Below are 12678 nucleotides of genomic sequence, written 5' to 3' on the forward strand. Positions count from 1 at the left end.
CAACGAAGTCGTGTTCGACTTCTACGACCGCCTGAAATCGATCAGCCGCGGCTACGCCAGCTTCGACTATCACATGATCGGCCACCGCCCCGGCGACCTCGTCAAGATGAGCATCCTGGTCAACGGCGAGCTGGTCGACGCCCTGAGCATGATCGTCCACCGCAACACCGCCGAAGCCCGCGGCCGCGGCATGTGCGAACGCTTGAAAGAACTGATCCCCCGGCACCTCTTCAAAATCCCCATCCAGGCCGCGATCGGCGGGAAAATCATCGCGCGGGAAACGATTGCGGCGCTGCGCAAGGATGTGACGGCGAAATGCTACGGCGGCGACGCGACGCGGAAGAGAAAACTCCTCGAAAAACAGAAAGAGGGTAAGAAGCGGATGCGCGAGTATGGAAGCGTGTCGATACCCCAAGAGGCCTTCATTGCGGCGCTTAGAATGGGTGATGAAAGCTAAAGCTTGCCATATGGATCCTGCGTGCCAATGTAGGTTTCGCTCGGATCAAGCATGTTCGTTTGGCGCTCGTAAGTTCCGAAGGGGGCAGGAACGATATGCACCGGCCAGGATTGGAGCCGCATGACCGCCACTGAATTGCTCGCCAAACGCCGCGCAGCGCTGCGGGCCTACGCAAAGAAGGCCAAGGCAAACCCCTCCGGCGCGCGCGAGCGCCTGATCGCGACCCGTATTTATACCAGCAAAGGCAAGTTGCGCCGTGAATTTGGCGGCGAACCCGTCAAAGCGAAGGCTTGAGCCGCCTCGCGGCGTCGTTCGTCCTGGGCTACCACGGCTGCGATGCCGAAGTTGCCCGCAAACTCGTCAATCGCAAAGATGAGATCCGGTCGAGCGGCAAGAAATATGACTGGCTAGGACCCGGTATCTATTTCTGGGAGTCCGATCCCCATCGCGCGATGGAGTGGGCGAAACAGGCCAAGATTCGCGGCAGCATCGACACACGGGCGGTAATCGGCGCGGTGATCGACCTCTGAAACTGTCTCGATTTGCTGAACCGCGAGAATATCCAACTTGTGCTTGATGCCTACGATCTGTTCGTCGAGGATCAGAAGCGGTCGGGCCTGACGATCCCGGAGAACCGTAGCCTCGCTGGCGAGCCCGACAAGATCCTCCGTTATCTCGATCGCGCGGTCATCCAGTTCCTCCACGACATCCTTCAGGACGTCGGCGAGGCCGCATTCGACAGCGTACGTGGGCTGTTTCCGGAAGGGAACCAGCTTTATCCCGGTGCGGGCTTTCGGGACCGCAACCACATCCAGATTGCCGTGTGCAATCGCAAGTTGATTCTCGGTCTATTCTACTCGCCCGATTATCCGCCGAAGTGAGGCGGTAGCCGGATTTGGCATTTGGTGCATTCCCGGCTGCTACCGCCGCAGGATGTGTCGCGGCGACGTCATAAATTTGCTTCTCTAGGACTCTTTGCTTTCACCGCTATTAGCGGCGAGTTTCATAAGTATGCTGAAGAGGCTACCGAGTGGTTGCCGAGGCGGGAGCGTAGTGACTGGAAATGTAGACTCGTATTTGGAGATGGCAGAAGCGGTGCTCCGTCGCGCTAGGACTCCGCTTACCACTCGTCAGATCATGGACATAGCGTTCCTGTCTGATCTTGTACCTGCACATCTACACGGCTTCACACAGTACAAGACCGTGGGCGCTCGACTCAGTGAGGATATTTTGCACCTCAAGCGAAAGAGTCGGTTTTTTCGGACGAAGCCCGGTCGTTTCTTCTTACGTGAATTTATCTCTGATAGAACACTACCACTTGAATACCGAACGCCAATTGTGGCGGCTCGGCGACGGCGGCAGTTACGCAGGAAGAATGTAGCTTCTTTAGATTTTGCAGCAATTGAAAGCCTAACTGTTGCAGCAACAGGCATAGATCAACTGATCAACAAGATTGGCCCTTTGTTGGCTGGAAGCTAAGCCCCGCCAACGGAGTGAATCCGTTGCCGTTGCGCGGCTTTGCCGCAGCCGGGCGCTCCGACCACGCTTCTCCTGCTGCCCCCGGCAGCAGTGCGAGGCTCGTTCTCGATTAAGCCAAAGTGTCGGCTGCGCCGTTATTTGTCTTACCCTCGGTGCTGCGCTCCACAATCACCTCCTGCTCCTCCGGCCTCGGGTCACGCGGCAGGGCACCATTGGGGATCCACGCGCGGTCGCGCGGGCGGCAGACCGCTTCGTAAAATTCGCGGCTGTTCAGCGAAAAGATCCGCATCGGGATTTTGGTCATGTCTCGGCCCTCCTCAAAACGGTTGCTGCGCGGGAGTGAATCCCGCTTCGCCGTTGCGCGGGCTTTGCCCGCAGCCGGGCGCTTCGCAACTCTTCAGCTAAGGCGAAGCGTCGGCTTCGCCGTCTTTCGTCTTACCCTCGGTGCTCTGCTTTGCCCGCCACTCCGCCGCTTCGGCGCGCGACGCCGTTTCCCACCGGATTTGTTCTTCCGCGTCCGCCCGAAATTGCGCGTCTAGCACCCGCTGTTGCTCGTCCATGTCCATCTCGGCCCACGCGTCCGCATCGACGCTCGGCGGCGGGTCGCTTGCCCGGCCCAAATGTGGGGGCTCGGCGGTGCGGTGGGTGCCGTGGTCGGTCAGATAGCGCTCCGGGGTGTTCTCGGGGCGGATCGGCTCGCCCATCTCGCGCCATTGCTCGCGCCGCGCGTCGTCGAGCAGGCGGCTCATGAACGTGTCGGCGATTTGCAGGATGCCGTGGCCGCCGCGGCGGACATTGTGGATCTCCCGCCACGCGTCCTTGCCGGCGCCCTCGACCATCAGGTCGAGCGAAACCTCCAGGCAGGTCACCTGGCGCAGATAGAAATCCGCCTCGACCACCTGGCCGGCCAGGCGGCATTCGCGTTCCTGCCCGACCTTGGCCATATATTTGCCGATCACCCCGACGATCATCGCGTGGATGCCGGTTTCGTCCACCTCTTCGGCGTCGTCGTCTTCAGCCCAATCGTTGGCCGGCGGCGGCGGGGCCTGCCCGCGCGATGGCCGCCGCTGGATTCCCGGCACCGGGCCGAGGTGGGGCGGGCCGCCATCGAGCCCCTGGCGCCGCCGGCCGATCGCCACCGCTTGGTCCCAGGCGGCGCGGAAACTGTCGGCCGCGGGGACTTTGTAGAGCGCCTCGATGCCGGTGACATTCTTGTCCATCGCGGTGCAGGCGGCCTGCGGCGAACCCGATTGCGCGAGCAGTTCGATGAATTGCCGCTGCAGCTCGGGCGTCCAGCCGTCGGGCCGCTTGACCTTGCGCACGACGGGCTCGAAATCGAGCAGATCGCCAAGCTCGGCCGGAGTCAGTGGAGAATCGTTCATCGACGAGCTTGAACCAGATAAGTTCGAAATAGGACAGCGATTTTTTGGGGGGCAGGCAAAGGCGCGAATCCGTGGCCGCCGCGCGCTGGAGAAAAACGCTCGCTTGCAAGTTATGCCGATTGACGCACAACCGGGGGCACGATGGCCAAGCGCTTGAAAGATGGGGTTGAGAAGGCCGGGCCCCGGCTGCCGGCCGACGCCGCCGTCGCCGCTTATCCCGCCGGGCTGTCGCCCGAAATGTTCACGCCGTTCGGGATGCTCGGGCTGGCCGACGAATTGCCGGTGATGGTCGCGTTCATCGATCGCGACGTGCGCTTTCGATTCCTCAACAAGGCGCTCGCCGACTGGTTCGAGCGGCCGCGCTCGGAGATTCTTGGGCGGACGTTGGGCGAGATGATCGGCGAGCAGGCTTTTCTCGAGCGCCAACCGGCGATCCTGGCCGCGCTGGCCGGCGAGCGGCAGTCGTACCGATCCAACCTCAAGCATCCGACGCGCGGGCAGCTGACGCTGCAGGTGGAACTGGTGCCGTGGCACGATTCGTCCGCCGAGGTGCATGGCTTTATCGGCTTGATGACCGACGTCACCGAGCAACGCATTGCCGAGCGGGCGTTGCGCGAAAGCGAAGCGCGCTTCCGCCGCATCGCCGATTCGGCGCCGGTGATGATGTGGGTCACCCGCCGCGACCGCAGCCGCGATTTCGTCAACGACGCTTATGGCGAATTCCTCGGGCTGAGCCGCGAAGGCGCGCGGACCTATGACTGGACGCGGGCGATCCACCCCGACGATCTCGATCGGCTGATCGGCGAAAGCGCGGCCGGGGAAGCGACCTTGCGGCCGTTCACGATGGAGGCCCGCTATCGCCGCTGCGACGGCGAGTATCGCTGGCTGCGGAGTGTCTCGTCGCCGCGGTTCAACGCCGACGGCAGTCTCGCCGGGTTCATCGGCGCGGCGTCCGACATCACCCTAGCCAAGGAGGCCGAGCTGGAGCTGAAGCGCGAGGTCGAGGAGCGGACCGCCTTGCTGACCCGGAGCGAGGCGCAGTTCCGCGCGATCTTCGAGACGGTGCTGGAGGTTTTGGTCCTGTTGAATCCGGATGGGACGATCATCGAATTGAACCGCAAGGAAGCGGAGTGGCGGGCGGGGGATCCGCGGCAAGCGATCGGGGTGAAGATCTGGGAATCGCCGACGCTCAGAGCCTATCCGCAGCACATCCCGCTCATCAAGGATGCGGTGAAGCGGGCCGCGCGGGGCGAGAGCTTCAACCAGGAAGTGGCGATGGAGCGCGACGGCGCCCCGACCGCCTACCTCGATATTTCCATCCAGCCGGTGCGCGACGAGGGCGGCAAGCTCATTTACCTACTATTCGAAGCGCGCGACATCACCGACTTGAAAGCCGCCCAGGCCCAGTTGCGCCAAAGCCAGAAGATGGAAGCGCTCGGCCAATTGACCGGCGGCATCGCCCACGATTTCAACAATCTGCTGACCGTGGTCGTCGGCGGGCTCGATATCGTCGCCAAGCGGGCCGAGGATGCCAAGCTCAAGCGCTACGCCGAGAATGCGCTGTCGGCGGCCGAGCGCGGCGCGCGGCTGACCGGGCAATTGCTGGCCTTCAGCCGCGTCCAGCGCCTGGAAGTGCGGCCGACGCCGGTCGTCCCAATCATCGTCAACATGCGGCCGCTGCTGCGCAACGTGCTCGGCCCCGGGATCGAAAAGCGCTTCGATCTCGACGAAGACGAGCAGTCGGTGATGGCCGACCCGACCCAGCTCGAAGTCGCCGTCCTCAACCTCGCGATCAACGCTCGCGACGCGATGCCCGATGGCGGCATTCTCACGTTTCGAACGCGATCGGTGAAGATCGAGAATGACCCCGAGCTCGACGACGGCGATTACATCGCGCTGTCGATTGCCGACACCGGCCCGGGGATGAACGAGGAGGTCGCGGCACGGGCGTTCGAACCCTTCTTCACGACCAAGGATGTCGGCAAGGGTACCGGCCTTGGCCTGTCGATGGTCTATGGCATGGCCAAGCAATCGGGCGGCATCGCCCGCATCGACAGCAAGCCCGGCGTCGGGACCGCGGTGACGATGTGGTTCCGGCTGGCAGAACAGAAAACGGCAGCGGCGGATGTCGACGATCCGGCCCCCGACCAGGCCGAGTTTAACCCCCAGGATGCGTCGGTCATGGTGATCGATGACGACCCCGACGTCCGCGGCTTCATCGTCGCCAGCCTCGAGGAGCAAGGCTATCGGGTGCGCGAGGCGAGCGACGGCCGCAAGGGCCTGAAGGCGATCGCCCAGGACAAGCCCGACCTGGTGATTATCGATTTCATCATGCCCGGCCTGTCCGGCGCCGAGGTCGCCAACCGCATCCTTGCCGAGCAACCGGACCAGTCGATCCTGTTCGTGTCCGGTTACAGCGAAACCGAAGCCGTGCGACAGGTCGCGCCTGACGCGCTGGTGCTGACCAAGCCGTTTCGCGCCGAGGCGCTCGATCAGGCGGTGCGGAGCGCGTTGGCAAAGGGCTGAACTGCGGGCGCGCCGGTCTTAGCTTTTGCCGGCGTCCGGCGAGTTCGGTGCAGGTGATTCGTTTCCGTTAGCGGTTGGTAGCTCAAGGTGAACGATGAGCCCGGGATGATTGTCGTCGAGGACAAGCTTGCCGTTGTGAAGATGGGTGATGGCTTCGACCAAAGCGAGGCCAAGGCCGGCGCCTTCCGCCGAGCGGCTCGAATCCAGGCGCCCGAAACGCCGCCGTGCTTCGGTCCTTTGCAGCGCTGGAATCCCGGGTCCCCGATCGCTGACCGAGAGTCGCGAGAACGTGTCTTCCTGGGTGACGACGATGCGGATTTCGCCGCCAGCCGCGGCATAGCGAATAGCATTTTCGACCAGGTTGCTGACCGCTTGGGCAAGCAGCTGGCGGTGCCCGAAAAGGGGCAGAATGACATTGCGACGTTCGATCGTCAGGGCGATATTGGCTTCGTCCGCCAGTGGCTCGTACATTTCGGCAAGCTCACTGGCGAGTTCACCCGGATCGAACCAGTCGAACTGATTGCGGCCGGTCAGCGCTTCCGACCGGCTGATTTCGAGCACCGTCGTCAGGATCCGCATCAGCGCGTCCGCCTGCCGGATGACGTTGGCGAGCAGCTGGTCGCGTTCCTCGGGCTGTTCGGCAGCCAGCGCGGCATCGGCGGCGGCCCGCAGCCGCCCGACCGGCGAGCGCAAATCGTGCGCGAGGCTGTCGGTCAGCATCCGCAACTCCGCCATCAGGCGGCCAATGCGGTCGAGCATGTGATTGAATTGCCGGGCGAGCCCTTCGAACGCGTCCCGCGCGCCGGACAGCGGCACGCGTTGCGTCAGATCGCCGCCGCTGATCCTGTCTGCCACAGTGACGATGCCACGCACGCGGCGCCCGACATAACCAGCCAAAATGAGGCCGCAGGCAAGCCCGAGCAAGATTGACAAGAGCGCGCAGATCAAGAGCGAACGCTCGAGCGTCTGGCGCAGCGACAGACCCTCGGCAACCGTGCGACCGCTGAGTAACCAAGCCCCGCCGGGTAGGCGGTGGAGGACAATTGCTGCCTCGCGCGGGGTCGTCTCCCCGTCCATTTGCAGCAGCGCGGTGTGATAGCCTTCGGTCAGCGACCCCTTGTGGCCGACCAGCGCCGCGAGATTGCCAACCCGCGGTCGCCCCCGGGCGTCGAGTACCGCCGCAGCCGCCTGTGGATCGGCAGGGTCGATCGTATCATCGACAGCGCTCTGCAACGCGGCAATGCCACCGGAACGATAGACATCCGCAAGCACGGCGGCCTGTTCCGCAACCTGTTGGCGCAGCACCGCCACGCCCTCGTCGTGGGTGCGCCATTGGATGAAGCTGATGATGGCGAGGTTGGAGACGAGCGCCAGCAAGCCCGCCAGGAGGGCGATGCGAAGCGTCGTCAGCATGGTTGATCAGGCCGCAGCGGAAAGCATGTAACCAGCGCCGCGCACGGTATGCAGCAGTGGCCGGTCGAAGCCATCCTCGAGCTTGCGGCGGAGGCGGCTGACATGGACGTCGATGACGTTGGTGTTCGGCTCGAAATGATAATGCCAAACCTTTTCAAGCAACATGGTCCGGGTAATCACGCGGCCTTCATTGCGGACAAAATATTCGAGCAGCGAATATTCGCGAGGTTTGAGGTCGATCTTGCGCCCGCCACGCCTGACGATACGCGCCAGCAGGTCGATCTCGAGGTCGCCGACGATCATCACTGGGTCGGCGGCGACGCGCGCTTCGCTTCGCCGGAGCAGCGCGTTGACCCGGGCGAGCAGCTCGGCAAAGGAGAAAGGCTTGACCAGATAATCGTCCGAGCCACTTTCCAGGCCCTCGATCCGGTCGCCGACCGACGCCAGGGCCGACAGGATCAGCGCCGGCGAGGCAATCTTGGCGGCGCGCAGCGCCTTGAGAACCGACAAACCGTCGAGTCCCGGCAGCATGCGATCAATAATCAGAAGGTCGAAGGTGCCGTCGCTGGCCATGAACAGGCCGTCCTGGCCATTGTCGGCGCGCTCGACCGTATGACCCTCTTGCGACAGGCCCCGCACGAGATAGCCGGCGGTTTCCTCATCATCTTCGATAATCAGGATTTTGCGGCCCATGCGATCTCCCTCACCGTCTTAGGATATGGCGGTCCTGCGGAGCAATGGTGGAACCGCCCGGCGGAGAATGCGAATCCGCCGGGCGGGGAGGGAGCTCAAAAGGACGTTAGTTGGTCTTGGTGGTCGCGTCGGCGGCCGGCTTCTTCTTGGCGTGCTTGGAGACCTTGACGACCTTGGCCTTGGCAACCGGCGCCTTGGCTGGCGTGGCGGCATAAACCGGCGCGGCCAACAGCCCAAGCGCGGCGAACGAAGCGATCAGATGCGTTTTCATGAATTTCCTCCTCGTTCCGGATGGTCCCGGATGAGAAGCATCTAAAGCGAGTCACCTATCGCCCCGGTGTCCGCCGCATTAAACTTTGTCCATCTCGGGCGGGGCTGGCGCTACCCCGCCATGCGCTTGGCGCGGAGGCCGACGACCATTTGGTTGGCGCGTTCGTAGGACAGCGGGCGGCCGAACAGATAGCCCTGGATGGTGTCGCAGCCCAAGTCGCGCATACGCTCGAAATCCTCGGCGGTCTCGACGCCTTCGGCGGTGACCGACATGCGGAAGCTTTTCGCCAGTTGGACGATCGACTGGATGATGGCGACATTTTCCGGCCGGGTGCCGGCTTCGCGCACGAAGCTGCCGTCGATCTTCAATTTGTGGAACACGGCCTTGTTCAAATAACCGATCGACGAGTAACCGGTGCCGAAATCGTCGAGGGCGATGCCGACGCCGAGCGCGCGCAGGCGTTTGAGGACATCGAGCGTCGTGCCATTGTCGCCGAGGAACACGCCCTCGGTCACTTCAAGCTCGATACGGTTGCCGGGCACTTTGTGGCGAGCCAGCGCCTCGCTGACGACATTGGGCAGCGCCGGCAGGATGATCTGCTTGGGGCTGATGTTGAGCGCGACGGTAATCGGTTCAGGCCAGGTGGCGACGGCGCGGATCGCTTCCTCGATCACCCATTCGCCGATCACCGGCATCAGCCCGGCCTCCTCGGCGACGGGGATGAAGACGTTGGGCGGCACCATTCCGCGCTGCGGATGATTCCAGCGAATGAGGGCTTCGAAGCCGACCAGCTTCTGGTCCTTGGCGTTGACCAGGGGCTGGAAGTTCAAATGGAACTGGTCTGACTTAATCGCCGCGCGAAGATCGTTTTCGAGGCGGACCCGGTCCTCCTGCTCCGACTGCAGCTCGGATGAGAAATAGCGGGCGATGCCGCGGCCGGCTCCCTTGGCTTCGTAAAGCGCGAGGTCGGCCTTGAGGATCAGATCGTCGACCGTGGCGCCGTCGATCGGGCCGAAGGCGCAGCCAATCGACACGCCGATGCGAATTTCGGTTTGGTCGATCATATAGGGTTCGGCGACCGCCTTGATGATCCGGTCGGCCATGCCTTCGACATTGCGGCGGCTCTGCGCGTCGATGACGACGATCGCAAACTCGTCGCCGCCCATGCGCCCGACGTGGCCGTCGCCGCCGACCTCGTCGACCAGGCGCTTGGCGACCGCGCGCAGCACGGCGTCGCCCTTGGGGTGGCCGAAGGTGTCATTGACCGGCTTGAAGCCGTCCAGATCGAGGAACAGGATGGCGCATGGCACATTGCCGACGGTCGCGCCCCTGAGCGCCTCGCCGAGCAACTGACGAACCCGGCCGCGGTTGGGCAGGCCGGACAGCACGTCGACATTGGCGAGATGGGTCAGCCGCTCCTGCGTCTGGCGGATTTCGGTGATGTCCGACCCGACCCCGCGGAAGCCTTCGAACCGGCCGGCGGTATCGATTATCGGGTCGCCGGCGATCGAGATCCAGCGCTGGCCACGCGCGGTCTTCAATTCCATTTCCAGCGAGTTGAACGGTTGCCGTTCGAGCAATAGCCGGCCGAGTTCGGCGCTTCCCCCGAGCAGCGACGGCATGGAGTGGCCGACGAGCGCGGCGGCCGGACGGCCGAGCAGCGCGGTCATGCGCGATGAAATGTAACTGACCCGATTTTCGGCATCGACTTGCCACAGCCAGCCGACGCCGCGCTGTTCATATTCCTGCAGGAGCAGGCTGGCGCTTTCGCTTTGCGAGCCGAAATCGGCGTTGGTCTTCAATTGGTGGAACGCCCAGCGGGCGACCGCGAGCACGCCGAAAATCGCCACGCCCAGCGTGAACAGGATCGAAATCATGTGCGGAAACGGAATGCTGTGGCGACCGATCAGCAAGGCGGCGCAGATGCCGCCGGTGAACGCCGACATCCAGGCGGTGACGCACGGCGGGACGACAACCAGGCCCAGGGCGCCGATGCCGAGGCCGGCCATGATCGAGGCGGCAATCACCTGGGTACCGGGGGTCAGCCACGGGAACATGTACAGCGGCAGGCTGATCCACAGGATGGCCCGCAAGGTGACATCGCCGATCATCCGCCATTGCGGCACCTGGTGGCCCGACCGGCCGACGTGGGTAACCGCCTGGGTTCGGGCGATCTGCATGGCGATAAGATTGACCACGCCGACCGCGCCTGCCCACGGCAGCAGCCATTGCGCGGCGACTTCACCCGACAGGATGGTCACCATCATCAAGGCGGCAACGATGTTGGCGGCGGCGAAGAAGGGCGCCAGCTGGGCGCGCGAGATCAATTGGACGTCGCGCAATGGCGAGCTTTCGCCGTCGCCTTCGCGACTGGTCAAGCCAAGCGATTCGCCGCCCGGAAGGCGCGCCGAAATCATCCGCTTGTAGCGATCAGGTGCTTCGTACATCCAGCCTGCCGTTTGACGTCCACCGATCCGGGTAACCGAAGAGCGTTTAAGGGCGGTTAAGGAGCGGGAGGCATTTTCTTCATCCGCCGAGCTTGAGAACGTCGAGATCGCGGGTGACCAGCGGATGGTAAAGCGGCCGCGCCTTGGCGTAGATTCGCACAGCGATCGGGCGGCCCCACTGCTGATCCTTGGCCAGCGCTTTCAGCAACGGCTTGACGAATTTGCCGCGGCCCTGGGCAATCAGGAAACGCTCGAGCAATGGCACCGCGGGGTCGTAGCGGTTGCCTATGGCGAGATCGAGCCAGGCGAACTGGATCTCCTTATTGTACTGGTTCTCATCCAAGCCGAGGCCCCGTGCGAGTTCGTCCAAATACCCTTTACCGAGCTTGCGGGGCAGGAGGTTGAGGAAGCGGAGCCGTTCGTCGGTGGTCCACCTGTCCCAGGCCTGCGGCCGGGCAGCGGACTTTACGAAGACTGCCGTCGCACCATCCACCTCGGCGAACGCCTGGGGATCGGGTTTGACCATGTTGGCCGGAATACCCGGCTGATAGACCCATTGGTCGAGCATCAGTTTCTGTTCGAGCGCCTGGTCACCTTTGACCAGATTCTGACGCAAATCGGCGAGGAAAATCGCCGACGTCACCGGCTGGAACATGTGACGTTTGAACCAGCCCTTCAGATAGGCGTCGAAGCGGTCGCGGCCGACGGTCGCCTCGATGGTGCGCAGGAAAGCCGCGCCTTTTTCATAGGCGATATCGCTCGACACATCTTCGGGGCTGCGGCCGGTCGCGTCGAGGTGAAGCCGGGTGTCGGGGCCGGTGGGGCCGCCGTTCTCCGCGACCGCTTTGTTGAGCGCATCGACCCCGAGCGAGACCTGCTGCGCGGCGACCTTGGGGCCGTAGAGCTTTTCGACGACGCGCCGTTCGGCATAGGTGGTCATACCTTCGTTGAGCCAGAAATCGTCCCAGGTCGCGTTGGTTGCGAGATTGCCCGACCAGCTGTGCGAGAGTTCGTGCGCAATCAGGCTGACGAGACTCTTGTCGCCGGCGATGAAGGTCGGCGTCAGGAAGGTCAGGGTCGGGTTTTCCATGCCGCCCAGCGGGAAGGACGGCGGCAGCACGAGCATGTCGTAGCGGCCCCACTGATAGGGTCCGTAAAGCTTCTCCGCCGCGGAGACCATTTTCTCGCTGTCCGACAGTTCGACGGCAGCGGCATCGAGCATCGCCGGTTCGGTCCATACGCCGGTGCGCGGGCCGAGCGGCTTGAACGCCAGATCGCCGGCGGCGATCGCGATCATGTACGGCGCGACGCTGTGGTCCATGCGGAAGGCAAAGGTCCGCGTGTTCCCGTTATCGACGGGCTCGACGGCGCGCGGCGCCGACATGACCACGGTCAACGGCTTGCCGACCCTGATCTTCGCTTCCCAGGTCTGACGCACGGCGGGTGAATCCTGAGTCGGGATCCAGCTGCGGTTCTCGATCGCCTCGCCCTGGCTGAACATATAGGGGTGCTGCTTGCCGGCGGTCTGTTCAGGGGTCAGCCAGAGCAGGGCGCCCGCTTCCGGCGCGCTCTTGTAGCGGATGGCGATTCGCTGCGTATCAGGGCGAAGCGCGATCGTCAGCGGTGCGCCGAGATTCTTGTCAGTGGCGCCAACTTTATAGTCGAGCGGCTGGCCCGATCCGTCGGCAACGCTTTCGATCTCGAGGCCCTTGTCGTCGAGGACAATTTCCTTGGCCTCCGGCTTGCGCTGGATGTCGAGCGTGGCGGTGCCGCTCATGCGTTCGGTGGCGAAATCTATCCCGAGGTCGAGCGCGACATGGTAGACCCGCGCCTCGAGCGGCCGAGCATAGCTGTGCACGTCCTTCGCGTCGGGGGTGGCAAGGATCGGAGCGATGGCGGCGGTTTCGGCCGCCTTGGGTTGCGCTTGATTACCCTGATCAGTCATTTGGCAGGCGGCCAACAGCACGGTTGCAGCCGCCATCGCCGCACGGGACGCAAACTTCATTGGAG

Annotated in this window: 12 protein-coding genes and 1 pseudogene; 6 read left to right on the forward strand and 7 right to left on the reverse strand. The window is 63.6% G+C overall.

The window, feature by feature from the left end; genetic code table 11:
• The 5 genes and pseudogenes from RMO25_RS01465 to RMO25_RS13825 all read left to right on the forward strand — a co-directional run.
• Positions 1-457, forward strand: a pseudogene (locus RMO25_RS01465) (elongation factor 4); the annotation flags it as partial.
• A 120-nt stretch (positions 458-577) separates the two neighbouring features.
• The gene (locus RMO25_RS01470) at positions 578-751 is read left to right on the forward strand and encodes a hypothetical protein (protein WP_309660827.1); all 174 of its coding nucleotides are present in this window, start codon (positions 578-580) and stop codon (positions 749-751) included.
• Positions 748-987 carry a hypothetical protein gene (locus tag RMO25_RS01475; protein ID WP_309660828.1) on the forward strand — a complete coding sequence of 80 codons (240 nt, stop codon included), beginning with the start codon at positions 748-750 and terminating at the stop codon, positions 985-987. The genes RMO25_RS01470 and RMO25_RS01475 overlap by 4 nt, the downstream gene beginning before the upstream one ends.
• A gap of 39 nt (positions 988-1026) precedes the next feature.
• The gene (locus tag RMO25_RS01480; RefSeq protein WP_309660829.1) at positions 1027-1338 is read left to right on the forward strand and encodes a hypothetical protein; all 312 of its coding nucleotides are present in this window, start codon (positions 1027-1029) and stop codon (positions 1336-1338) included.
• 202 nt (positions 1339-1540) lie between these two features.
• Entirely contained in the window at positions 1541-1936 is a 396-nt protein-coding gene (locus RMO25_RS13825; RefSeq protein ID WP_405051821.1) for an HTH domain-containing protein, read from the forward strand.
• Positions 1937-2045: 109 nt separating this feature from the next.
• Here the strand turns inward: RMO25_RS13825 and RMO25_RS01485 are convergent, their stop codons facing one another.
• Both RMO25_RS01485 and RMO25_RS01490 read right to left on the reverse strand, forming a co-directional pair.
• The gene (locus RMO25_RS01485; RefSeq protein ID WP_309660830.1) at positions 2046-2240 is read right to left on the reverse strand and encodes a hypothetical protein; all 195 of its coding nucleotides are present in this window, start codon (positions 2238-2240) and stop codon (positions 2046-2048) included.
• A gap of 97 nt (positions 2241-2337) precedes the next feature.
• Positions 2338-3318: a hypothetical protein gene (locus RMO25_RS01490; RefSeq protein ID WP_309660831.1), complete on the reverse strand. Its 981-nt coding sequence runs from the start codon at positions 3316-3318 to the stop codon at positions 2338-2340.
• Between the two features lie 141 nt (positions 3319-3459).
• Here RMO25_RS01490 and RMO25_RS01495 point away from each other — a divergent pair, with 141 nt between their 5' ends.
• Entirely contained in the window at positions 3460-5844 is a 2385-nt protein-coding gene (locus tag RMO25_RS01495) for a PAS domain-containing protein (RefSeq protein ID WP_309660832.1), read from the forward strand.
• Between the two features lie 18 nt (positions 5845-5862).
• Here the strand turns inward: RMO25_RS01495 and RMO25_RS01500 are convergent, their stop codons facing one another.
• The 5 genes from RMO25_RS01500 to RMO25_RS01520 form a co-directional block, all read right to left on the reverse strand.
• A complete protein-coding gene (locus RMO25_RS01500) occupies positions 5863-7257 on the reverse strand; it encodes an ATP-binding protein (RefSeq protein ID WP_309660833.1) in 1395 nt (464 codons plus the stop codon).
• Positions 7258-7263: 6 nt separating this feature from the next.
• Entirely contained in the window at positions 7264-7950 is a 687-nt protein-coding gene (locus RMO25_RS01505; protein ID WP_309660834.1) for a response regulator transcription factor, read from the reverse strand.
• A gap of 106 nt (positions 7951-8056) precedes the next feature.
• The gene (locus tag RMO25_RS01510; protein WP_309660835.1) at positions 8057-8221 is read right to left on the reverse strand and encodes a hypothetical protein; all 165 of its coding nucleotides are present in this window, start codon (positions 8219-8221) and stop codon (positions 8057-8059) included.
• A gap of 110 nt (positions 8222-8331) precedes the next feature.
• A complete protein-coding gene (locus RMO25_RS01515; RefSeq protein ID WP_309660836.1) occupies positions 8332-10668 on the reverse strand; it encodes an EAL domain-containing protein in 2337 nt (778 codons plus the stop codon).
• 79 nt (positions 10669-10747) lie between these two features.
• The gene (locus tag RMO25_RS01520; protein ID WP_309660837.1) at positions 10748-12673 is read right to left on the reverse strand and encodes a M1 family metallopeptidase; all 1926 of its coding nucleotides are present in this window, start codon (positions 12671-12673) and stop codon (positions 10748-10750) included.
• Between the last annotated feature and the right edge of the window lie 5 nt (positions 12674-12678).

Source organism: Sphingomonas sp. (assembly GCF_031361285.1).
GTDB lineage: Bacteria > Pseudomonadota > Alphaproteobacteria > Sphingomonadales > Sphingomonadaceae > Sphingomicrobium.

Bases quoted from the DNA above. Each gene is read 5' to 3' on its own strand.
- RMO25_RS01485 (WP_309660830.1), bottom strand. From the start codon at position 2,240: ATGACCAAAATCCCGATGCGGATCTTTTCGCTGAACAGCCGCGAATTT.
- RMO25_RS01490 (WP_309660831.1), bottom strand. From the start codon at position 3,318: ATGAACGATTCTCCACTGACTCCGGCCGAGCTTGGCGATCTGCTCGAT.
- RMO25_RS01470 (WP_309660827.1), top strand. From the start codon at position 578: ATGACCGCCACTGAATTGCTCGCCAAACGCCGCGCAGCGCTGCGGGCC.
- RMO25_RS01515 (WP_309660836.1), bottom strand. From the start codon at position 10,668: ATGTACGAAGCACCTGATCGCTACAAGCGGATGATTTCGGCGCGCCTT.
- RMO25_RS01510 (WP_309660835.1), bottom strand. From the start codon at position 8,221: ATGAAAACGCATCTGATCGCTTCGTTCGCCGCGCTTGGGCTGTTGGCC.
- RMO25_RS13825 (WP_405051821.1), top strand. From the start codon at position 1,541: ATGGCAGAAGCGGTGCTCCGTCGCGCTAGGACTCCGCTTACCACTCGT.
- RMO25_RS01500 (WP_309660833.1), bottom strand. From the start codon at position 7,257: ATGCTGACGACGCTTCGCATCGCCCTCCTGGCGGGCTTGCTGGCGCTC.
- RMO25_RS01505 (WP_309660834.1), bottom strand. From the start codon at position 7,950: ATGGGCCGCAAAATCCTGATTATCGAAGATGATGAGGAAACCGCCGGC.
- RMO25_RS01495 (WP_309660832.1), top strand. From the start codon at position 3,460: ATGGCCAAGCGCTTGAAAGATGGGGTTGAGAAGGCCGGGCCCCGGCTG.
- RMO25_RS01520 (WP_309660837.1), bottom strand. From the start codon at position 12,673: ATGAAGTTTGCGTCCCGTGCGGCGATGGCGGCTGCAACCGTGCTGTTG.